At 73.2% G+C, this 22508-nt stretch carries 13 protein-coding genes; 11 read left to right on the top strand and 2 right to left on the bottom strand.

From position 1 onward, the window contains the following. Window positions 1–28 precede the first annotated feature (28 nt). Window positions 29–1075 carry a hypothetical protein gene (locus ACNNMR_RS18485; protein ID WP_419995730.1) on the top strand — a complete coding sequence of 349 codons (1047 nt, stop codon included), beginning with the start codon at window positions 29–31 and terminating at the stop codon, window positions 1073–1075. Continuing rightward, complete coding sequence (locus tag ACNNMR_RS18480) at window positions 1051–1224, top strand: hypothetical protein (RefSeq protein ID WP_419995729.1); 174 nt, start codon at window positions 1051–1053, stop codon at window positions 1222–1224. Before ACNNMR_RS18485 ends, ACNNMR_RS18480 begins: the two co-directional genes overlap by 25 nt. Window positions 1225–1290: 66 nt before the next feature. Here ACNNMR_RS18480 and ACNNMR_RS18475 read toward each other — a convergent pair whose 3' ends face one another. Next, window positions 1291–2364, bottom strand: a complete 1074-nt coding sequence (locus ACNNMR_RS18475; protein ID WP_419995728.1) for a DUF6801 domain-containing protein — start codon at window positions 2362–2364, stop codon at window positions 1291–1293. Window positions 2365–2738: 374 nt separating this feature from the next. Between ACNNMR_RS18475 and ACNNMR_RS18470 the strand changes: the two genes are divergently transcribed. From ACNNMR_RS18470 to ACNNMR_RS18430, 9 genes are all read left to right on the top strand, one after another. Next, window positions 2739–9950 (top strand): SDR family oxidoreductase, encoded by a 7212-nt coding sequence (locus tag ACNNMR_RS18470; RefSeq protein WP_419995727.1) that lies wholly within the window; start codon window positions 2739–2741, stop codon window positions 9948–9950. Between the two features lie 5 nt (window positions 9951–9955). Further along, window positions 9956–14401 (top strand): beta-ketoacyl synthase N-terminal-like domain-containing protein, encoded by a 4446-nt coding sequence (locus ACNNMR_RS18465; RefSeq protein WP_419995726.1) that lies wholly within the window; start codon window positions 9956–9958, stop codon window positions 14399–14401. Between the two features lie 65 nt (window positions 14402–14466). Continuing rightward, entirely contained in the window at window positions 14467–14748 is a 282-nt protein-coding gene (locus ACNNMR_RS18460) for an acyl carrier protein (protein ID WP_420000402.1), read from the top strand. Window positions 14749–14751: 3 nt separating this feature from the next. Next, window positions 14752–15606, top strand: coding sequence for an alpha/beta fold hydrolase (locus tag ACNNMR_RS18455; RefSeq protein ID WP_419995725.1), 855 nt, complete (start codon window positions 14752–14754; stop codon window positions 15604–15606). Next, on the top strand, window positions 15603–16820 hold the full coding sequence (locus ACNNMR_RS18450; protein ID WP_419995724.1) for a glycosyltransferase: 1218 nt from the start codon (window positions 15603–15605) through the stop codon (window positions 16818–16820). Before ACNNMR_RS18455 ends, ACNNMR_RS18450 begins: the two co-directional genes overlap by 4 nt. After that, window positions 16796–17857: a class I SAM-dependent methyltransferase gene (locus ACNNMR_RS18445; RefSeq protein WP_419995723.1), complete on the top strand. Its 1062-nt coding sequence runs from the start codon at window positions 16796–16798 to the stop codon at window positions 17855–17857. Before ACNNMR_RS18450 ends, ACNNMR_RS18445 begins: the two co-directional genes overlap by 25 nt. A gap of 41 nt (window positions 17858–17898) precedes the next feature. Next, window positions 17899–19158 carry a lipase family protein gene (locus ACNNMR_RS18440; protein ID WP_419995722.1) on the top strand — a complete coding sequence of 420 codons (1260 nt, stop codon included), beginning with the start codon at window positions 17899–17901 and terminating at the stop codon, window positions 19156–19158. Between the two features lie 70 nt (window positions 19159–19228). Then, complete coding sequence (locus ACNNMR_RS18435; RefSeq protein ID WP_420000401.1) at window positions 19229–20512, top strand: lytic transglycosylase domain-containing protein; 1284 nt, start codon at window positions 19229–19231, stop codon at window positions 20510–20512. Window positions 20513–20705: 193 nt separating this feature from the next. After that, window positions 20706–21500: an SAM-dependent methyltransferase gene (locus tag ACNNMR_RS18430; RefSeq protein ID WP_419995721.1), complete on the top strand. Its 795-nt coding sequence runs from the start codon at window positions 20706–20708 to the stop codon at window positions 21498–21500. 12 nt (window positions 21501–21512) lie between these two features. Here ACNNMR_RS18430 and ACNNMR_RS18425 read toward each other — a convergent pair whose 3' ends face one another. Then, window positions 21513–22505 carry an SDR family NAD(P)-dependent oxidoreductase gene (locus tag ACNNMR_RS18425; RefSeq protein WP_419995720.1) on the bottom strand — a complete coding sequence of 331 codons (993 nt, stop codon included), beginning with the start codon at window positions 22503–22505 and terminating at the stop codon, window positions 21513–21515. Between the last annotated feature and the right edge of the window lie 3 nt (window positions 22506–22508).

Here is a 22508-nt window from a genome sequence, read left to right as displayed (position 1 = left end):
GATGGAAAAGGTGCGCAGAGGAAGGCCGATGGGCAGACGCTCGCTCCTGGCGGATGCCGCCGCCGGCGCCGCAGGCGTGTTCATCGGGACGTCGGCCGGCGCGAGTACGGCTCGGGTGGCTGCGACGCCGCTGCGGAGCGCGGACGGGTCATTCGAACTGACGAGCATCAGCGATGTCAGCCGCAACGGCAGGGTGCTGGGCTTCAGTGGCTCCGGCGCGGACGGCTACCGGCGCGGGGTCTGGGGCAAGGGCCGGCTCGTCGAGCTGGCGGCGCCCGAGGGCGGGAGCGTCAGCACTGCGGAATCGGTCAACTCCCTTGGGCAGGTGGCTGGCTCCGGCTACCTCGACGGGGTCCGGAGGCCGGTGCTGTGGAGCGGGGGGAAGCCCCAGGTTCTCGGGCAGGACGCGACCCCGGCGTACGCGGCATACGCGGCGTACGTCAATGACCGCGGTCAGGTCCTGGTCAATGTACTGAAGGAGGAACCGGTAGCTGATGAGGTGACCCCCTGGCGGTTGCATCTGCATCAGCATGGTGAGGTCACCCCGGTCGACCTGCCCGCACATGAGCAGTACGCGCACTCGCCGCACGGCTTGAGTCACCGGGGTCATGTCGTCGCCGACGTCGGCTTCATGGGATGGCCCGGGGACCACTACGTCTGGCGGGCAGGTGAGGCGGTGCGCTTGCGCCGCGACTACTTCCCCCTGACGCCCGAGGCGGTGAACTCGGCGGGCCAGGTCGCGGTCAGCGCCATGGAGATGGATCCGGACGGCGACATGTGGGTGTACATCTGGCAGGACGGGCAGGACCGGGACTTCCCCGGCAGCGGGTGGAGCACGTTCCGCGGCTCCCGACAGGTGCTGAACGCCCGTGGTGACGTCGTCGGCGCTCACCGCGTCGACGAGAAGTGGCAGCCGTTCCTCTGGACCGGAGATCAGGTGAGCACGCTGCTGACCCTGGGCGGGGACGCTGAGACGACGGCGGTCGCCATCAACAACCGCCGCGAGATCGCCGGCACCTCGCCCGACCCGGGCGGAACCCCCCCCACGCGGTGCTGTGGCGGGACGGCCGGCTGATCGACCTCGGTGTGCCGAAGGTATGCGTGAAGTCCGAGGCCACATGGATTTCGGAGTGGGGAGATGTCTTCGGCATCGCCTATTACGAGCAGACCGACGGCGAGAGCGTCGTCCTGCGTTCGCGGGCCTATCGCTGGCGAGCGGCCTGAGTGCGTGCGAACGGCCCGGAGCGCGGCAGCGGCTCCGGGCCGTTCGGGGCGGAATGGCCCGCTGACTCAGGCGAGGATGAGAGTGAGTACGGACTTGTAGTCGCCGGCCTTGACCGTGGCCGGGACGTCGAGGTTCAGGCCCGCGCCCATGGTGAAGGTGCCGCCGGTCTTGTCGGCGTCCTTGGCGGTGGCCAGGGTGGCGCCCGCGGTGCCGACCTTGCCTTCGGTGCCGGGCTCGCAGGTGCTGGGGGAGCCGGGGGCGGTGTCGCAGCTGGGCGTCCAGCTGAGGTTCTCGCCGGGGATGGCGCCCTCGTCGCCGGTGAAGTCGCTGACCTTGCCGGTCAGCGACCAGCCCTTGTTGCCGTCGCGGTCGTCCTTGACGGTGACGGCGTTCAGGGCGCCGGTGGAGAGGCCGCCCTTGCCTTCCTCGACCTCGGACAGCGCCACGGCGGTGCCCGCCTGCGTCATGGAGAGCGTGCCGGGGTTGCTGCCGCTGGGCCTGACCCTGGTGTTGAGGTCCTGCCCGCCATCCGCGCCGTCCTTCGCGAGGACGTCGACGGTGGTGAAGAGGGTGTGCTGACCGGCTTCCAGGGTGCAGGCGGAGCTGAAGTTGCCGAGCGCCTCGACCGGATTGCCGCTCGCATCGCGTACGACCATGTCGTGCAGTCGCAGGCTGAGCGCGTGGAACTGTGCCGTACCCGGCCGGTCCCACGTCACCAGCGGGTCCGGCTTGATGCTGGTGAGGTCCGTAACGCTGAAGTCGGCCGCGGGCCGGGGGAGGTCGAGGCTGGGGAAGCCGGCCGTGAGGCCGGTGTTCACATCGGGGCCACCGGGCTGGGGGATGCGGATGCCCACCGTCGCCCTGCCCTCGATCGTGGTGCCGCCGAGCACGGCCGCCCCCTGGGCGAAGCGCCGGCTCAGGCCCAGGGTCATCTTGATATCCGACGCGTAGACCGACTCGCCGACCGTCATGGTGGGCGGCAGATCCGTGCTCATAGTGACTTTGACGGGGTCGTTGCTGAGGATGGGGAACTTGCAGCTGTACTGCTGGCTGACCGTGACGGGGTCGGCCGCCGCCGGGCCGCCGCCCAGAGCCAGCAAGCCGGCGGTCAGCGCCGCCGCTAAGCCAAATCGCTTCATGTGTCAGCCTCCCGGCTGTCGAGAAGTTGAGATGATGGCCGGCGGTGGGGCGCCGCCCGAAATACTAGCCCGCGGACTTTCCAGGCGAGTGGTGCGCTAACGGCAGTCAATTAATTGACGCTGTCGGATGATTCTCTCCCGGCGGGTGCTCAGTGCATCGCAAAAGTAGCGGATAGTCGCAGGTCAGAGTGTGTCTCTCAGCGGCTTGTGACAAGCCCTGCGGGCCGCGTGCTCAGCCTCGTCACAACGTGGCCAATGGGATTGCGTCCTGTTCTTGACCCTCACGTGACCCCCTAGTACGTTCCGTTTTCAGCTTCCGCCAATTCGGTAATTCCAACGGGTCTTCACCTCGTCAATCGATGAATCGGAGAACCATGCCGCCTGCCGTAGAAATCCCGGAATTTGTCATCGGGTTGAGCCCTTTCGGGCGGCCCGATGCGCGCCTGGTGAGTGCTGTCTGCCGGGCCGGTGGGCTCGGGGTGCTCGACCTGGGCGCCGGGGACCGGGTGGCGCGTGAGGCGCTGGCGCAGCTCGGGCGGTGGGTGCCGGGGGACTTCGGCGTACGGATCGGGGGCGGGTGTGCGCTCGGGCCCGATGACGTCGAGGAGCTGGCGCCCGGCGGCGAGCCGCACACCGTCATCCGCGGCGCCGACGCCACCTGGCCGCTGGGCGAACTCGGCGGCTACTACCGGGTCCTCGTCGAGGTGACCAGCCGCGCCGAGGCGCTGCAGGCCGTCGCCGACGGCGCCGACGGGCTCATCGCCCGCGGCAGCGAATGCGGCGGCGGGCCGGTAGCCGAGCTGTCCACCTTCGTGCTGCTGCAGCAGCTGCTCGCCGAACCCCGGCTCACCCTTCCCGTCTGGGCCGCCGGCGGCATCGGCGAGTACACCGCCGCGGCGGCGGTGCTCGGCGGGGCGGCAGGCGTCGTACTCGATGTGCAGCTCGCGCTGCTTCCCGAGTCGTCGCTGCCGGAGCGCGAACGCGCCCTGCTGGAGGGGATGGACGGGACCGAGACGGCCGTTGCCGGCGGAGTGCGGCTCCTGCGCCGGCGCGGACGCCTTCCGGTCCAGGGGGTCGCGCGGGCAGGCGGTGCTCCGCGTGACCAGCACGGCGGGGAGGGCGGCACGGTCGACGCCGACCGCGCCCTCCCCGCCGGCGAAGACGGCTTCCTCGCCGCGCGCTTTTCATCGCGCTGGGGCGATGTGGCGGAGGCGGTGCGTGCGGTGCGCACCGCCGTCGGGGAAGCGGTGCGGGGCGCGGCGTCGGGCGAGGCGCTGCGTCCCGCTTCCGGAATGTGCGCGGCCCTGGGTACCCGGCTGCCCATCGCCCAGGGGCCGATGACGCGGGTCAGCGACCAGCCGCGGTTCGCGCGGGCGGTGGCGGACGAGGGCGGGCTGCCGTTCCTCGCGCTGGCGCTCGCCGACGGCGGGCAGACCAGGGACCTGATGACCCGTACCCGCGCCGAACTCGAAGGCCGCCCCTGGGGCGTAGGCATCCTCGGCTTCGCCGACGAGCGGACGCGGGCCGCGCAGCTGGAGGTCGTACGGGAGCTGAAGCCCACCCACGCGATCATCGCGGGCGGCCGCCCCGCCCAGGCCGCCGACCTCGAACAGGCCGGAATCCGCACCTTCCTGCACGTCCCCTCCGCCCGGCTGCTGCGGCAGTACCTCGACGCGGGCGCCCGCCGCTTCGTCTTCGAGGGCTCCGAGTGCGGCGGCCATGTCGGGCCGCTGGCGAGCTTCCCGCTGTGGGAGGCCCAGTTGGGGGTACTTGAGGAATACGGGGCCGAGGACGTCGAGGTGCTCTTCGCGGGCGGCGTGCACGACGCGCGCTCCGCGGCCATGGTCGCCGCCCTCGCCGCGCGGGTCCCGGGCCTCTCCGCAGGCGTCCTCATGGGCACCGCCTACCTCTTCACCGGCGAGGCCGTCGACTGCGGCGCCGTACAGCCGCTCTTCCAGCGCCAGGTGCTGGCCGCCGAGTCGACCGCGCTGCTGCAGACCGCGCCCGGACACGCCACGCGGTGCGTGCCGTCGCCGTTCACGTCGGAGTTCGCCGCGCGCAAGCAGCGGCTGCGCTCGGACGCCGTACCCGACCGGGACGCCTGGGAGGAGCTGGAGCGGCTCAACGTCGGCCGGCTCCGCCTCGCCAGCAAGGGCGTCGAGCGCATCAACGGCGGCCTGCCGCAGCCCGTCGCCGAGGAACGGCAGCTGAGCGACGGAATGTTCATGGCCGGGCAGGTCGCGGTGCTGCGTACTAAAGCGACGAGCGTGCGCGAGCTGCACCGCGAGGTGTCCACCGGAGCCGCGGACTATCTGCGGCTGCGGGCGGCGGAGCTGGTGGAGCGGGTCGAGGGCGTAAGGGAGCGGCCGGCGGCGGCCGCGCCGCTCGATGTGGCCGTGGTCGGGATGGCGTGCATGTTCCCGGGAGCGGACGGGCTCGACGCGTACTGGGCCCAGGTGCTGGCCGGGGACGACGCCATCACGGAGGTGCCGCCCGAGCGCTGGGACCCGGCGGTCCACTTCGGCGGCGAGCGGGCCGAAGGGGACGGCACACCGTCCAAGTGGGGCGGCTTCCTTCCCCCCATCCCCTTCGACCCGCTCGCGTACGGCATCCCGCCCGCGTCGCTCGGCAGCATCGAGCCGGTGCAGCTGCTCGCGCTGGAGGCGGCGAAGCGGGCGCTGGACGACGCGGGGTACGGGGCGCGGCCCTTCGACCGGGCGCGTACGTCCGTGGTCTTCGGCGCGGAGGCGGGCAGCGACCTCGCGAACGCGACCACGCTGCGGACGGTGCTCCCGTCGTACGTGGACCAGGTGCCGGAGGCGCTGGCGGAGCAGCTGCCGCGGCTGACCGAGGACTCCTTCCCAGGGATGCTCGCGAACGTCATCTCCGGCCGGATCGCCAACCGCCTCGACCTGGGCGGCGCGAACTACACGGTAGACGCGGCCTGCGCGTCCTCCCTGGCCGCGGTCGACGTGGCCTGCAAGGAGCTGGTCGCGGGGACGAGCGACATGGTGCTGTGCGGGGGAGCGGACCTGCACAACGGGATCAATGACTACCTGCTCTTCGCGTCGGTGGGCGCGCTGTCGCCGACGGGCCGGTGCCGTACCTTCGACGCCTCGGCCGACGGCATCGCGCTCGGCGAAGGCGTCGCGTGCGTCGCGCTGAAGCGGCTCGCGGATGCGGAGCGGGACGGCGACCGTGTGTACGCCGTCATCAAGGGCGTCGGGAGCGCGAGCGACGGCCGGGCCAAGGGCCTCACCGCGCCGCGGCCCGAGGGCCAGCAGGCCGCGCTGGAGCGGGCGTACGCCGGGGCCGGGGTCTCGCCCGCGCGGGTCGGGCTGGTCGAGGCGCACGGGACCGGGACCGTGGTCGGGGACCGTACGGAGCTGGCGGTGCTGACCGAGGTCTTCGGCGCGGCGGGGGCCGAGCCGGGGAGCTGTGCGCTCGGGTCGGTGAAGTCGCAGATCGGGCACACGAAGTGTGCGGCGGGGCTGGCCGGGCTGATCAAGACGGCGATGGCGCTGCATACGGGGGTGTTGCCGCCGACGCGGCAGCTGTCGGCGCCGAATCCGGGGTGGGATGCGTCGGGGAGCCCGTTCGTCTTCCACACGGAGGCCCGGCCTTGGGCGGCCGCGGCCGAGGAGCGGGTGGCCGGGGTCAGCGCCTTCGGCTTCGGCGGCACGAACTTTCATGTGGTGCTCGGCGCGCATGCGGCGGGGGCGCCGCCTGCGTTCGGGTACGCCGAGTGGCCGGCGGAGCTCTTCACTTTCGGGGCGGAGGCTGATGCGGAGTGGCTGCTTTCCCGGCTGGAGGACGGGGGTGACTCCGGGCGGGTACGGCTCCGGGACTGGGCCGCGACCGCTGCCCGGCGGGCGGCTTCGCGGCCTGGTCCGGTGCGGATTGCCGTCGTGGCGACGGATGTTACGGGGCTGGCCGGGCAGCTGCGGCAGGCGCTGGCGGGGGAGCAGGGGCGGGGTGTCTTCCTGGCTAGTGCCGACGCCGATGTTCCGACCGTCGCCTTCCTCTTCCCCGGGCAGGGCAGCCAGCGGCCCGGCATGGCCGGTGACCTGCTCATCGCCGTACCGGAGCTGCAGCACCACCTGCAGCTCGGGGCGGCCCACGCGCCCGCGCTCTACCCGCCGGCCGGCTTCACCGCCGCGGCGGCCGACGCGCAGCGGGCGCGTCTCACAGACACCCGCAATGCCCAGCCGGCCCTGGGCATTGCGGGGCTGACCGCGTACGAGCTGCTCGGCCGGGCCGGGGTGCGCCCCGGCCTGGCCGGCGGGCACTCGTACGGCGAGCTCGTCGCGCTGTGTGCGGCGGGCGTGTTCACCCCGGCGGAGCTGATCGCGCTGAGCGAGCGGCGGGCGCGGGTGATCCTCGACGCGGCCGGGGACGATCCCGGCTCGATGGCCGCGGTGTCCGCGTCCGCGGACGAGACCGAGCTGGCGCTGAAGGAGGCCGGGCTCGCCGAGCGGGTGGTCACCGCGAATCGCAATGCGCCGCGGCAGACGATCATTTCCGGACCTTCGGATGCGGTGGCGTCGGCTGTCGCCGCGCTGAAGGCGGCGGGTCTTGGCGCGAAGCCGCTGCCTGTCGCCTGCGCCTTCCACAGCCCTGTGGTGGCGGGGGCGGAGCCGGCCTTTGCTGCCGAGCTGGCCGAGGTGCCGTTCCGGGAGCCGGAGTTCCCGGTGTTCGCGAATCGGAGCGCCGAGCCGTATCCGGGGGATGACCCGGATGCGATACGTCGGGGGCTGGCGGCGCAGATCGGCGCGCCGGTGCGGTTCGCCGAGCAGGTCGAGGCGATGTACGCGGCCGGGGCGCGGGTGTTCATCGAGGCCGGGCCGGGGGCGGTGCTGAGCGGCCTGGTCGGAAAGGTGCTCGGCGACCGGCCGCATCTGGCGGTCCCGGTCGAGCCGCGGGCGGGGAGCGGGCTGCCCGGATTCCTGGAGGCGCTGGCGCGGCTGGCGGTGGCCGGGGTCGAGGTGCGTACGGGGTGGCTGTTCCAGGGGCGCGGGGCGGTGGCGGGTGCGGATGCCGAGAGCGCCGCGCAGCGGCGGGCCCCGGGGTGGACGGTCGACGGACAACTGGTCAGGGACGCGGCGGGAGAACCGCTGCCCGGGGCGCTGCGGCCGGCCCGGCGGATCGCTTGGGAGGGCGGCGGGATGACCGGCGGTGGCGGTGGCGGTGGAGCGGTGGAGCGGGAGGCCGTTGTTACGGAGTTCCTGCGCGGGACGCGGGAGATGGTGGCGGCGCAGCGGGAGGTCGTGCTGTCGCTGCTGGGTGGGGGCGGGGTGCCTGCGGCGGCGCCGGTGCCGTTGCCTGCGGCGGAGGCGGCGGTACCCGCGTCGGCCGCCGCCGGGGAGCCGGCGCTGATGCCCGCGGCCGCGGCGTCGGAGGCGCCGGCCGAGCCCGCAGCGGACGCGCCCGACCCCGCCCCCCTCACCGAGGACGGGGTCCTCGCCGCCGTGCTCGGCATCATCAGCGAACGCACCGGCTACCCCGCCGACATGATCGAACCCGACCTCGACCTGGAGGCCGACCTCAGCATCGACTCCATCAAGCGCACGGAGATCGCGGGCGAGCTGGCCATGCGCCTGTCGCCTGACGGCGACGCGAGTGCGCTGGGCGACGACGAGCTGGAGGAGCTGGCGAAGGCCCGTACGGCGGGGGCGATCACGGGGTGGCTGGCGGAGCGACTGGTGCCGTCCGGCCCCGGCGACAGCGCGGAAGCCGCCCACACAAGCGCCCCGTCGGAGGCCGGTGCGGGCATCCCGGGCTCCGGCGGGGTTTCAGCGAGCGCCGCGAGCGGCCGCGACAATGTGCGAGCTGTGGGCGTGCGTTCCGCCGAGGCGGAGCCGGGCGTCCACGGCGATGAGAGCGGGGCAACCCCGGCGCAGCGCGATCACACCGGCCCCGGCCATACCGGGTCTCGCGGGGCGGGCGGGAAGGCCTCCCACCAGGCCGCCGCCCAGCTTCTCGCCGCCGCGCCCAAGCGGCTCGTCGTCGAGGCCGCGCCGATCGAGGGGGTGCCGGGCGTGCCCGACCTCGCGGGCAGGCGGTTCGCCGTGCTCGGGGGCGGGGACTTCGGCGCCGATCTCGTAGCCGCCCTCGGCCGGGCGGGCGCCGACGCCGGGGCGTACGACGCCGCGCAGCTGCTCGGCGCCGAGTACGGCCCCCTGGACGGAGTGTTCCACCTGGGCGCCCTCGCCGGCGGCGAGCCCGTGCTGCCCGACGCCTTCGCCGCCCTCCAGGCGGCCCTCGACCACCGCCTCAGGTGGCTCGTGGCCGCCTGCCGCACCGACGACCCCGCCGGCGCGGGCCTCGCGGGGCTGATGCGCTCCATCGCCCGCGAGTACCCGAGGACAGGCGCCCGGCTCGTACGCTTCACCGGCTTCGACCTCACCCCCGAGGCACTGCTGCGCGAACTCCCGCCGGTGGACGACGGATTGGGTGAGACCGCCCGACCGGGCACGGCCGCGGCCCAACCCGCAGGCGCTGCGCCCACCCTCACCACGAGCGACCCGCTCGCCCGCCCCGCCGAGCCCGTCATCGACCTCACCCCCGACGGCCGCCGCACCCCCCTCCCCATACCCGCGCCCCTCACCTCCGCCCTCGGCGCCCGCGGTGCCGGCCCCGCCGCCGACGGGGCCGCCGAGGCGCAGGCGATCGGCCTCACCGCCGACTCCGTCGTCGTCCTCGCCGGTGGCGCCCGCGGGATCACCGCGCGCTTCGCCCTCGCCCTCGCGCAAGCTGCCCGCTGCCGCGTCGAGTTGCTGGGGCGTACGCCGCTCCCCGCCGCGCCCGAACACCCCGACACCGAAGGCGCACACGACCGCCCCGCGCTCATCGCCGCCCTCGCCCGCCGCGGCAGCGCCCAGACCGGCGCCCAGGCCAGCGCAAGGGCCGGCGCCCAGGGCACCGCCCCAGCCCCCCGCCTCACCCCCGCCCAAGCAGCCGCCACCGCCGACCGCATCCTCGCCCAGCGCGAAATCGCCGCCACCCTCCGCGAGCTGCGCGCCCTCGGCAGCCCAGCCCGCTACCACGCCTGCGACCTCCGCGACGCCGACGCAGTCCGCCGTACGCTCAAAGAGATCGCCGCCGAACACGGGCGCATAGACGCCGTCATCGGCGCCGCCGGAGTCATCGAAGACCGGCTCGTGGCCGACAAGGACCCGGAGTCCTTCCACCGCGTCTACGGCACGAAGACCGACTCCGCCCGCCACCTCCTCGACGCCGCCGCCGAACTCGCCGAAGGCCCCCTCCTCGCCGTCCTCTTCGGCTCCATCGCCGCCGTCTACGGCAACGCGGGCCAGGCCGACTACGCCGCCGCCAACGACGCGCTGGAACAGATCGGCACCAACTGGGCCGCCCGCACCGGCCACCGCGCCCTCACCGTCCACTGGGGCCCCTGGGCCCCGGTCGGCGCCCACGCCGGCATGGTCACCCCGGAGCTCGGCCGCGACTACGCCCGCCGCGGCGTAGAGCTCATCGACCCCGACGAGGGCGTCCTCGCCCTCCTCCGCGAACTCGCCTGGGGCGACCCGGCACTGACCTCCGTCGTCTACACGGCCTCGGGGTGGTGACGCCCGTGGATATCGCCATCACCGGGATGGCCGTCCTCTTCCCCGGCGCCGCCGACCTGGAGGCGTACTGGAACGGCCTGGTCACCGGCGCCGACGCCATCACCGACGTCCCGGCGCACCGCTGGGACCCCGCCTACTTCCCCGACCGCGTCTATTGCAGGCGCGGCGGCTTCGTCGACGACCTGGCCGCCGTCGACGTCACCCGCTTCGGCGTGATGCCGGGATCCGTGCCCGGTACGGACCCGGACCAGCTCATCGCCCTCTCCGTCGCCGCCCGCGCCCTCGCCGACGCCGGCGGCCAGGAGCGGCTGCCGGACCGCGAGCGGGTGGGCGTGGTGCTCGGCCGCGGCGGCTATCTCACGCCCGGCCAGGCGCGGCACGACCAGCGCGTCCGTACGGCAGGCCAGCTGACCCGCACCCTGGGCGAACTGCTCCCGGAACTGGGCGCCGACCATCTCGCCCGAATCCGCGACGCCTTCGCCGAACAACTCGGCCCCGAGGTGCCGGAGGCAGCCATCGGCCTCGTCCCGAACCTGGTCGCCTCCCGTATCGCCAACCGCCTCGACCTCCGCGGCCCGGCCTACACCACCGACGCCGCCTGCGCCTCCTCCCTGATCGCCGTCGACCAGGCCGCCGCCGAACTCACCTCCGGCCGCTGCGACCTGATGCTCGCCGGCGGCGTCCACCACTGCCACGACATCACCCTCTGGACGGTCTTCTCCCAGCTGGGCGCCCTCTCCAGGAGCCAGCGCAGCCGCCCCTTCCACGCGGGCGCGGACGGCATCCTGATCGGCGAGGGCACCGGCATCGTCGTCCTGAAGCGCCTCGCGGACGCGGTACGGGACGGCGACCGGGTCTACGCCGTCATCCGCGGCACCGGCGTCGCGGCGGACGGCCGCGGCGGTGGCCTGGTCAGCCCCGACCCGGTCGGCCAGACCCGGGCCGTGCGGCAGGCATGGGCGGCGGCCGGCCTCGACCCGGCGGCACCCGACGCGATCGGCCTGATCGAGGCGCACGGGACGGGCACCCCTGCCGGGGATGCAGCCGAACTGGCCACGCTGGCCGAGGTCTTCGGCCCACCTGCCGCCGACGCCGCCCCCGCCGTGATCGGCTCGGTCAAGTCCATGATCGGCCACACCATGCCCGCCGCCGGTGCGGCAGGCCTCATCAAGGCCGCCCTCGCCATCCACCGGGCCACCCTCCTGCCCACCCTCCACTGCGACGACCCCCACCCGGACCTCGCCCGCACCCGCTTCGCCCCGCTGGCGACGGCCCGCCCCTGGGAGGCGGAGGTGCGGCGGGCGGCTGTGAACGCCTTCGGGTTCGGCGGCATCAATGCGCATGCGGTGCTGGAGCAGGCACCCGGAAGCGGTCCGATATCCCGCGGGACCGCGGCACCGATTGCCCTGGTGACCGCCGGCAAGCGGGCTCTCCCGGCGACCGCCACCACCGACGAGCCTGTTCTCCGCCTGGCCGCCGACACCCCGGCCGCCCTCGCCGCGCTGCTCGACGCGCCCGACGCCGGACTCATCTCGCGCTGCGGCACCGAGCCCGGCCCCGGCCGCGTCCGGCTCGGCGTCGTCGCCCCCGACGCCCGTCGGCTCGCGACGGCCCGACGCGCCGTAGCCCGCGGAAAGCCATGGCGCGGCAAGGGCGACGTGTGGTTCACCCCCGAGCCGCTGCTGGCGCCCGGCACCGGCAAGCTGGCGTTCGTCTTCCCCGGCCTGGAGGCCGAGTTCGACCCGCAGGTGGACGAGGTCGCCGAACACTTCGGCCTGCCGCGCCCCGGCGCCGCCGACGTCGGCGACGTGGCCCGGCACGGCCTCGGCGTCCTGGGCGTCGGCCGCGTACTCGACGCCGCACTGCGCAAGCTCGGCCTCGTACCGGACGCGGTCGCGGGCCACAGCATCGGCGAATGGTCGGCGATGTACGCGGGCGGCCTCTACGACGACGCCGCCGCGGACGAACTCCTCGGCCCCTTCGACCCCGACTCCCTCCGCGTCCCAGGCGTCGTCTTCGCGGCAATCGGCGCACCCGCCAACCACGTGGAGTCGATACTCAACGACCGCACGGACATAGTCCTCAGCCACGACAACGCCCCCGGCCAGTCCATGATCTGCGGCCCGGAATCCGCGGTGGCGGAGCTGGTCGCGGACTTCCGCGCGGAACGGATCATCGCCCAGCTCCTCCCTTTCCGCTCCGGCTTCCACACCCCCATGCTCAAGCCCTACCTCGGCCCCCTGACCGAGGGCGTACGGCGAACCAGGGTCCGCCCCGCACGCATCCCCGTCTGGTCCGGCACCACGGCGTCCCCGTACCCGGAAGGCACGGAAGCAATACGCGACCTGTTCGTACGCCACCTCCTGGAGCCCGTCCGCTTCCGCCCTCTGATCGAGGCGATGTACGCGGCCGGATTCCGCGCCTTCGTCCAGGTGGGCACGGGCCAGCTGACCTCCCTCATCTCCGACACGCTGCAGGGCCGGGACTTCCTGGCCATAGCCGCGAACTCCCCCCGCCGGGGCGGCCTGGCACAGCTCCACCGGGTTTCCACAGCACTGTGGACGGAGGGCCGGGCAACGGACACGCGCGACCGCGCGTCGGCCCCGGTCCGCCTCGACCTCGGCGGGGCGCTGGTGTCCTTGCCGACCGGGGTACGGGATGAGCTGCGCTCGGCCATACACGGCGCAACCGGACCGAACCCAGCCCCCGACCCACTGGCGGCCCACACCGACCGGCACCCCGTGGCAGCCCAGCTGCGCGCCGCCCTGGCCGAAACGGCCGCAAGCGCGGCAGCCGTACTGACCGCCACCCGCCCACCCGAGGAGGGGCCGGAGTGGAGCGACGCCGCCGAAAAAACCCAGCACCGAGCAGCCGCCGACCACAACGTTTTTTCGGTGGTGTCGCGGAACTCCGGCCCCGGCCCACGCACCCACCGGGAAACAATCACGGTCTCCATCCCCGAAATGCCCCACCTACTCGACCACTGCTTCATCCCCCAGCAGCCCAACTGGCCAGACCTCTCCGACCGCAGACCAGTCGTCCCAGCCACCACCATCGTCCAGCTCATGATGGACGCCGCCGAACGCGCCCACGGCGGCCGAGCCATCGGCGTCCACGACGTACGCCTCGAACAGTGGCTGGGCGCCGAGGAACCCACCGACGTCGACGTCACCGTCACCCCCACCGGCGACGTAACCTTCGGCCCCTACGCCCGCGCCACCGTAGAACTCGCCCAAACCCACCCCACACCCCCCGCCCCCTGGCGCCCGGACGGGCGCATCGCCGAGCCCTGCCAGCTGACCGCCGCCGACCTCTACCGCGACCGCTGGATGTTCCACGGCCCCGCCTTCCAGGGCGTCACCGACCTCATCGCCATCGGCGACACCCACATTCGCGGCACCATCACCACCCCGGCCGCCCCCGGCGCCCTCCTCGACAACGTCGGCCAGATCCTCGGCTACTGGATCCTCGCCAAGCGCAGCGAGCGCAACGTCGTCTTCCCCGTACGCATGCGCGGCTTCCGCTTCTACGGCCCCCAGCCCGAGCCCGCCACCGAGGTCGACTGCCGCATCCGGATCACGTCCGTCACCGGCACCGCCCTCACCGCCGACGTCCAACTCAGCATCGACGGCAAGGTCTGGGCCGAGATCGCCGCCTGGCAGGACCGCCGCTTCACGGCAGTCAGCGCCGCAAGGCCCGGCGGCTACCCGGAACACCGCACCCTGGCCGCCCCGCAGCCCGGCGGCTGGGTGCTGCTCGCCGACGGCTGGCCCGACCTGGCCTCCCGCGACCTGGTCATGCGCACCCACCTCGGCGCAGCCGAGCGAGCCGCGTACGAGAGCCACCCACCCCGCGGCCGCCGCCAGTGGCTCCTCGGCCGGATCGCCGCCAAGGACGCGGTCCGGCAGTGGCTGTGGACGGAGGGCGGCGAGGACGGCCCGATCTTCCCGGCCGAAATAGCGATCCACAACACCGCCGACGGCCGCCCGTACCCCATCGGCCACCACCGCGACCTGCCCCTCCCCCCGCTCTCCCTCTCCCTCGCCCACCGCGGCGACGCCGCGGTCGCCCTGGTCCGCCCGGGCAAGGACGCGGAGACCGGCATCGACATTGAGCTGATCTCGGATCGCGCCGAATCCACGTACGGCACCGCCCTGGGCCCCCGCGAACGCGACCTCCTGGCCGAGCGCGCCAGCGCCACCAGCGCGCCGGAAGCCCTCTGGTTCACCCGCTTCTGGGCCGCTAAGGAAGCCGCCGCAAAGGCGGAAGGCACCGGCCTCCGCGGCCGCCCCCGCGACTACGAGGTCGTCGAAGCCGAGCCGTACGCCCTCGTCGTAAAGACCCCCAGGCGCACCCACCACGTCCGCCTGGACCACGTGACGACCGAAACGCCCGGCGCACCGAGCAGGGGCTATGTCGTGGCATGGACAACGAAGGAGTTGTTTCAGTGAAAGCCGTAAAGGCCACGCCGACGCCCATCCCGGACGAGGCGCAAGTCCTCGCCGAGATCGGCGAAATGATCATCTCCGTCCTCGGGGATTACGCGCCCGAGGGCGACGCAGCGATCACGCTCGACAGCCGCTTCGGCGACGACCTGGAGATGGAATCCATCGACCTGGTCACGCTCTCCGGACGGCTCGCCGAGTGGTACGGACCGGAGGCCAACTTCGCCGAGTACCTCGCCTCCCTGGAGCTCGACGAGATCATCGAGCTGACCGTCGGCCGGCTGGTCTCCTACGTCGTGCGCAGCCTGCGCACGGCGGCCGCGGACGCAACCGTAATCGCAGCGGAGCGCTGAGCGATGGCCCGGGTCCAGGCCAACGGGGTCGACCATCACGTGCAGGTGCTCCCGGCGAAGGGCGCGCCGCTGGGCACCGCCGTCTTCATCCACGGCGCCTTCATCGACAGCCTCGCCAGCTTCTACTTCACCCTCGGACCGCAGTTCGCCGACGCCGGCTTCGACGCGGTCCTCTACGACCTGCGCGGGCACGGCCGCAGCGAGCGCCCGCCCACCGGCTACACCCTCCAGGACTTCACCGCCGACCTCGACGCCCTCCTGGACGCCCTGAGCATCGAGGAGCCCGTCCACCTGGTCGGCAATTCCTTCGGCGGCACGGTCGCCCTCGATTACGCCGTCCACCACCCGGACCGCGCCGCCTCCGTCACCGTCGTCGAGTCCGGTCCCGCTACCCAGGACTGGGCGCACACGATGGCGGGCGCCCTCGACCAGGCCACCGACAAGCTGCCGCCGGAGGAGGCCCTCGACTGGTTCGTCGCCGAGTACGGGGCCATCGCCTCGACCCGCCAGGGCGACGGCAGGCACGACGCACACATCCGCCGCCTCGGCCGCAGCGCGGGCCGCTTCATCGCGACCACCACCATCGCCCGCGATATCCCGGACGGCCGGGTACTGACCGACGGCGAACTGCGCGCCATCCGCTGCCGGGTGCTGCTCATCAACGGCCAGGACGGCCTCGTAGCCGAGCAGACGGCCTGGCTCGCCGAGCTGCTGCCCGGCACCCAGGTACGGATCGTCGCAGGCCAGAAGCACTCGGTGCTCGTGGAAGCCGCGGAGGAAGTCGGCGCCCTCGCCCTCGACTTCGTCATTGCGGAAGCCGACAGGGCCGCCGCCCTCGAAGGGGGGCGGGCCAGATGAGCCGTTTCCTCTTCGTCGTACCGCCCCTCGCGGGGCACATCCACCCGCCCGCCGCCGTAGCCGCCGAGCTCGCCGAGCGCGGCCACGAGATCTCCTGGGCCGGACAGCCGGCCGTGATCGAGCGACTCGCGGGCACCAAGGCGCGGATCTATCCGTGCGCGGGCCCGGCCGGCATCGACGACCGGCCGCGCGACCTCCGCGGCGTGGCAGCCCTCAAGTTCCTCTGGGAGGACTTCTTCGGCCCGCTCGCCCAGGCGATGGCACCCGGCGTCACCACGGCCGCACTCGAAGCGGGCCCCGACGTCATGGTCGTGGACCAGCAGACCGTCGCGGGCGCCCTGGTCGCCGAGCGGCTCGGCGTCCCGTACGTATCGTCATCGACCACCTCCGCCGAGCTCTCCGGCTCACTCGTCGGCATGCCAAAAGTCGACGAATGGATCACCGGCCTCCTCGACGGCCTCCGCCAGCGCCTGGGCGACCCCTCCGCCCGCTACGACCCCCGCTTCTCACCCCGCCTCACCCTCGTCTTCTCCACCGAGGAACTGACCGGCCCGCAGCCGCTCGCCGCCCAGGGCCCGGTGGCGTACGTCGGCCCGGCCCTGGGCCCGCGCCCGGACGTCCCCGACTTTCCCTGGCGCTGGATCGACGCCGACGACGGCCGCGACCTGGCGCTGATCTCCCTCGGCACCGCCAACACCGCCGTCGGCGCCCGCTTCCTGGAGAGCTGCGTGCAGGCGGTACGGGCCAGGGCCGACCGGCTGCGCGCCGTCGTAGTCGACCCCGGCGGGGTCCTCGGCGAGCCGGCCGCGGACGACGATGTCCTGATCCACCCGGCCGTCCCGCAGCTGTCGCTCCTCGAACAGGCCGACGCGGTCGTCTGCCACGCCGGCCACAACACCGTCACCGAGGCCCTGTGGCACGGCGTCCCGCTCGTAGTGGCGCCGATACGGGACGACCAGCCCGTAGTCGCATCGCAGGTCACCGCCGCCGGCGCCGGCGTCCGGGTGCGCTTCGGCCGGGCCGACGCGGTCCGTATCGGCGGGGCGCTGGACGCCGTCCTGCGCGAGCCCTCCTACCGCGCCACCGCCCGCCGCATCCGCGACTCCTTCCGCGCCGCGGGCGGAGCCGGATCGGCCGCGGTGCGCCTGGAGCAGCTCGCCGCCGAGGAGGAAGAAGAGGAGGAGGAACCGTGGTGGACCGAACTGTCGCTATAGCCGAGGCGCGCCCCCGCTACCAGGCCGAACTGGCCGGCGGCGTCGAGCGCTTCCTCATGCCGCGCCGCGAGGACTGCCCGTGGTGCGGCGCCACCAGGCTCCGCGTGAAGGTGCGTACGCGCGACTTCGTGCAGCTCAAGCCGGGGTGGTTCACGCTCGAGGAGTGCCGCGCGTGCGGGCACGTCTTCCAGAACCCGCGGCTGAACGAAGAGGGCCTGGACTTCTACTACCGGGACTTCTACGACGGCCTCGGCGAGGACGCCACCACGGATCTCTTCGGCGGCCCGGGCGCCCGCAAGCGGTACGTCGCGAGCGCCCGCGCCATGGCCGTACACGACCGGCCCGGGAAGTGGCTGGACGTGGGGACCGCGCACGGCCAGTTCCCGCAGATCGCCCGGCCCGAGCTGCCGGAGACCGTCTTCGACGGGCTCGACATGGGCGAGAGCGTCGAAAAGGCGGCGGAGAACGGGCACATCGCGCATGCCTACCGCGGCACCCTGACCGGGCTGGCCGCCGAGCTGGCCGGGCAGTACGACGCGCTCAGCATGTTCCACTACCTGGAACACACCCTGGAGCAGAAGAAGGAGCTCGCCGCCGCGCACACCGTGCTGCGGCCCGGCGGGCACATGATGATCGAGGTGCCGGACCCGCAGTGCGCCTTCGGCCGGCTCTTCGGGAAGTACTGGCTCCCGTGGTTCCAGCCGCAGCACCTGCACTTCGCGACGCTGCGTAACCTGTGCGCGGAGCTGGAGGCCACCGGCTGGACGGTGGTGCACGCCTCCCGTACGGGCGACCAGCACATCCCGCTCGACGGGGTCAGCGCGCTCTGGTACTTCTCCACCCGCTTCGTACCCGACGACGACGCCCCCTGGCTGCCGAAGCGCCCGAGCCGGGCCGTCATCCGCGCCCGCATCGCGCTGCTGATCTCTCTCGTGCCCGCGCTGGCCGCCGTGCACTTCACGGAGCGGGCGCTGGCGCCGGTGGTGCGCAGGACCCCGTTCTCCAATGCCTACCGGGTGATCGCCCGCCGCAATTGACCCGCTCTGCCAACCCTCAATTCGCTAACGGAGCCGCTGAGATGTTGCTCAACTCCCCCGTCAGGGCCTGGCGCCTGCTCGGCCTGTTTTTACTGATCGCGGCCACGATCGCCGCCACGGCCGTGCTCTCCGGCGGCGACTCGGACAACGCCCAGGGCGCCACGGTCAAGGCCGGCATGCCCTCGGACGACTTCTACAAGCGCCCCAACCCGATTCCGGAGGGCAAGCCGGGCGACGTCATCAGCTCCCGCAAGATCGCGCCGGGCACCCCGACCAACCGCGAGCTGGCCGACACCTGGCAGGTGATGTACCGCTCCACGAACGCCAAGGGCGAGCCGGTCGCGAACACCGGCACCGTGATGGTCCCCAAGGGCAAGGACCCGGCGACCGTGCCGATCATCGGCTGGGCCCCGGGCACCCAGGGCCCCGCCTTCCGGTGCACCCCGTCGCGGCTGATCGCCAAGGGCGCGCTGTACGAGCAGTGGGTGATCAACGAGCAGCTGAAGCAGGGCTACGCGCTGGCCATCCCCGACTACGAGGGCACCCACCCCGACCCCAAGACCACCTACATGACGGGCAAGTCCCTCGGCCCGGCCCTCATCGACGTCGTACGGGCCGCCCAGCGCCAGCCCGACACCAAGCTCTCCGCCGACGCCAAGGTCGTCTTCCGCGGCTACTCGCAGGGCGGCGGCGCCGCCATGTGGGCAGGGGAGACGCAGCCCGCGTACGCCCCCGAGCTGAAGCTGCAGGGCGTGGTCGCCGGCGGCGTCCCGGGCCACCTGATGGACGAGGCGCTCGCACTCAACGGCCAGGCCGGCTCCGGCTTCCTCTTCAACGCCCTCTTCGGCCTCGGCAACGCCTACCCGGAGCTGAAGCTGCAGGACTCGCTCAACGACGCGGGCAAGGCGGCGTACGCGGAAATGAACAAGAGCGCCTGCGCCCTGGAGCTGATCCACGACTACAAGAACAAGAAGACGACCGACTACTTCACCACCAGCCCGCTCGGCCGCCCGGAGTGGGTCAAGGCGTACACCGAGAACTCCCTCGGCGAGAGCCCGAAGGTCAAGGTCCCGGTGTTCCAGTACCAGGCCACCAAGGACGCGCTGATCGACCCCACGCAGGCCGACAACCTGCACCAGCAGCTGTGCGCGGCCGGCGTAAAGCTCACCTGGAAGACGATCGACTCCAGCACCAAGCCCGACATCCAGGACCACCTCTGGGGCATCCAGGCGGGCAACGCGGACGCCTCCGCGTACGTCGCCGACCGACTGGCGGGCAAGCCGGCGGAATCCAACTGCTGACCGGAGGTAGGCCATCGTGAGCCGCACCAACAAACACCGCAAGACCCGCCGGCGCACCGGCGCCTTCCGCATGCGCCGCGGCGCGGCAGGCACGGCCGCCGCCGCGGCGGCCATGCTCGCACTGACCGCCTCACAGGCCCCGGGCGTCTTCGGCGCCCGCGACGAGGGCGCGCGGACCCAGGGCCACCGCACGCCGGATCCGCTGCCACCGGACGCCTCGTCCGACGACTCGTACCACACCGAACTGCCGCCGTTGGAGGGCCGCGAGAAGGGCAGCGGCGGTGGCGGATCCGGTGTCGAGACGGCGCTCGGGGACGTAAAGGGCCAGGCAGGCATACCCGCGACGGTGCTCGCCGCGTACAAGAAGGCAGAGGCCGCCCTGGCGGACACCCAGCCGGGCTGCAAGCTGCCCTGGCAGCTGCTGGCGGCGATCGGGAAGGTGGAGTCGGGGCATGCGCGGGGCGGGGATGTGGACGCGTCGGGGAGGACGCGGCATGTGATCCGCGGACCGGTGCTGAATGGCAACGGCTTCGCGAATATCTCGGATACGGATGGCGGGCGCTACGACGGGGACGGGCGCTATGACCGTGCGGTCGGCCCGATGCAATTCATCCCGTCGACGTGGGCGCGGTGGGGCACGGATGCCACGGGCGATGGGCGGGCGGACCCGAACAACGTCTTCGACGCGGCGCTGTCGGCGGGGCGGTATTTGTGCGCGGGGGGCCGCGACCTGAGCACGGATGCGGGGCTGCGGTCGGCGATCCTGAGCTACAACCGGTCGGAGGAGTATCTGCGGACGGTGCTGTCGTGGCTGGCCTTCTACCGGAAGGGCGTCCATGAGGTGCCGGACGGGGAGGGGGTGCTGCCGAGCAGCCCGGGGCCGGGGTCGTCGTCGGGCGGCGGTGGCAGCGGCATCTCGGTGGGCCCGACACCGCCGAATGGCGGGGGCTCCGGGGGGAGCGGGGGTGGCGGGTCACATGACCCGGGTGGGTCGGGAGGCTCCGGAGGTTCCGGCGGCTCGGGCGGTACGGGCGGCTCAGGCGGCTCCGGAGGTACGGGCGGCTCGGGCGGCGGCTCCGACGACCCATCGACCCCCGGCCCCGGTCCCGGCGACCCCAGCGAAGACCCGAGCAGCCCGGATCCCTCGGACCCGCCCACCGACTGCCCGACGGACCCGTCCCCGGACCCGTCCAAGGGCTCCCCATCCCCGGACCCGAGCGGCACCGAGGACCCGTGCGACGAGGAGTCACCGTCGGCGACCCCCTCGTCCTCGGCCACGAAGTCGGCATCGTCCTCGGCATCGGCATCCACCGCACCATCAGTCACGAGTCCGTCCCCGACGAAGACCACGTAACCCATCCTGCCCCCGCGGGGCGCCACCCCCGGATATCTCTCGGGGGCAGGCGTCCCGCTGGGCGGGACGGGTGGGCCCGGACGTTTCCGGCGGCCGCCGACGCAACCTGCACCGAGCAGGACTCGCGTCGGCGGCAACCTGCAACCCCCGGTTGCGTGCGCACACTTGAACGAAATCCGGCATGATGTCACTCGTGGCACACGACAAGGTGGACCCCACCCGCCCCCACAACGCCCGCGTCTGGAACTACTGGCTCGGCGGCAAGGACAACTACGCCGTAGACCGGGCCTTCGCCGACCAGATGGCCGAGCTCCTCCCGGTGCTGCCGCAACTCGCGCGCTCGGACCGCGCCTTCCTGCGCCGCGCGGTCACGCACCTCGCAGGCGAGGCGGGCATACGCCAGTTCCTCGACATAGGCACGGGCCTGCCCAGCGAGGGCAACACCCACGAGGTGGCCCAGGCGATCGCGCCCGACGCCCGCATCGTCTACGTGGACAACGACCCCCTCGTCCTCGCCCACGCCCGCGCCCTGCTCACCTCCACCCCCGAGGGCGACACGCAGTACGCCCACGTCGACGCCCGCGAACCGGACAAGGTCCTGGAAGCCGCCGCGAAGACCCTGGACCTCACCCGGCCCGTCGCCGTGACGATGCTCAGCATCCTGCACTTCTTCGAGGACGCCGAGCTCAGCCGCACCGTCCGTACGATCATGGATGCGATGCCCCCCGGCAGCTACCTGGCCGTAGCCCACGCCACCTGGGAATACTCAGGCACCGAGGACGCCACCGCCCTGGAGCACTGGAACACCAACAGCCCCACCCCCATCCACCTCCGCGACCGCTCCCTCCTCACCGACCTGATGCTCGACGGCCTGGAGCTGCTGGAACCCGGCATCGTCTCCTGCGCCCGCTGGCGTGCCGAAGACGACGACTACTGGCGCACGGCCCCGGAGGTCCCCCAGTACGGCCTGGTGGCACGCAAGCCGTAGCGATCAGAGCCGTCAGAGCAGCCGCTCGCTGACCGCCCAAAGCCGCTCCGCCGACACCGGGTCGATCGCCCGTGACGTCGCCTCGGACGGCACGCTGTCCGCCGTCAGCGGCCGCGGCTCGTCGTCCAGACGCGACACGTCGCAGTCCTTGAGATAGACGCCCCCGATCCCGTCGAGGAGCGGGCTGGCCGCGCCGAAGGCGATCGTGCCCGCGCCTTGCTGCGGCGTCTTCTTCCCCAGCTCGGGGTCGATGACGGGGCGGCCGGCCTCGTCGATCAGCCCCTGCTCGCGCAGCGACTCGGCTCCGGCCGCGCTGTTCAGGGCGGTGCCGACGATGACGCCCGGGTGGGCGGCATAGCCGCGGATGCCGTCGCCCGCCCAGCGGCGGTCGAGCTCGACCGCGTGCAGCACGTTCGCGAGCTTGGACTGCGCGTAGGCCGCCAGCGGGTCGTAGCCGGAGTCGAAGTGCAGGTCGTCCCACCGGATCTCGCCGAACCGCTGGGCGCCGGAGGAGACGTTCACGACCCGCGCACCCCGCGCCGCCCGCAGCGCCGCGTGCAGCCCGCGGGTCAGCTGGAAGTGGCCCAGATGGTTGACGGCGAACTGCGCCTCATAGCCGCGCGCATCGCACTCCCGTGTCGCGGGAACCGGCAGCCCCGCGCAGTTGATGAGCATGTGCAGCGGCCGGTCAGCGGCGAGCCATCGGCCGACGAAGCCGTCCACAGATGCCGGATCCAGCAGATCCAGCTGCCCGACCTCGACGCCCGCCGCGGCACCTTCAGCCACCAGCCCCGCGAGCCCCTCCTCGGCCCGCCCCGCGTCCCGCGCCCCCACCGTCACCCGCGCACCGGCAGCAGCCAGCGCCCGCGTGACCTCCCGGCCGATCCCGGCATGCCCGGCCGTGACGATGGCGTACGTGCCGCTCAGATCCACCCCCGCGAGCACCTCGGCGGCCGTCGACGCCGCGGTGAACCCCGACCCGATGGGGTGCTGTCGGTGTGCCATCTC

It is taken from the genome of Streptomyces boninensis, assembly GCF_048572725.1.
GTDB lineage: Bacteria > Actinomycetota > Actinomycetes > Streptomycetales > Streptomycetaceae > Streptomyces > Streptomyces boninensis.
This window is presented reverse-complemented; position numbering and strand designations above follow the sequence as displayed.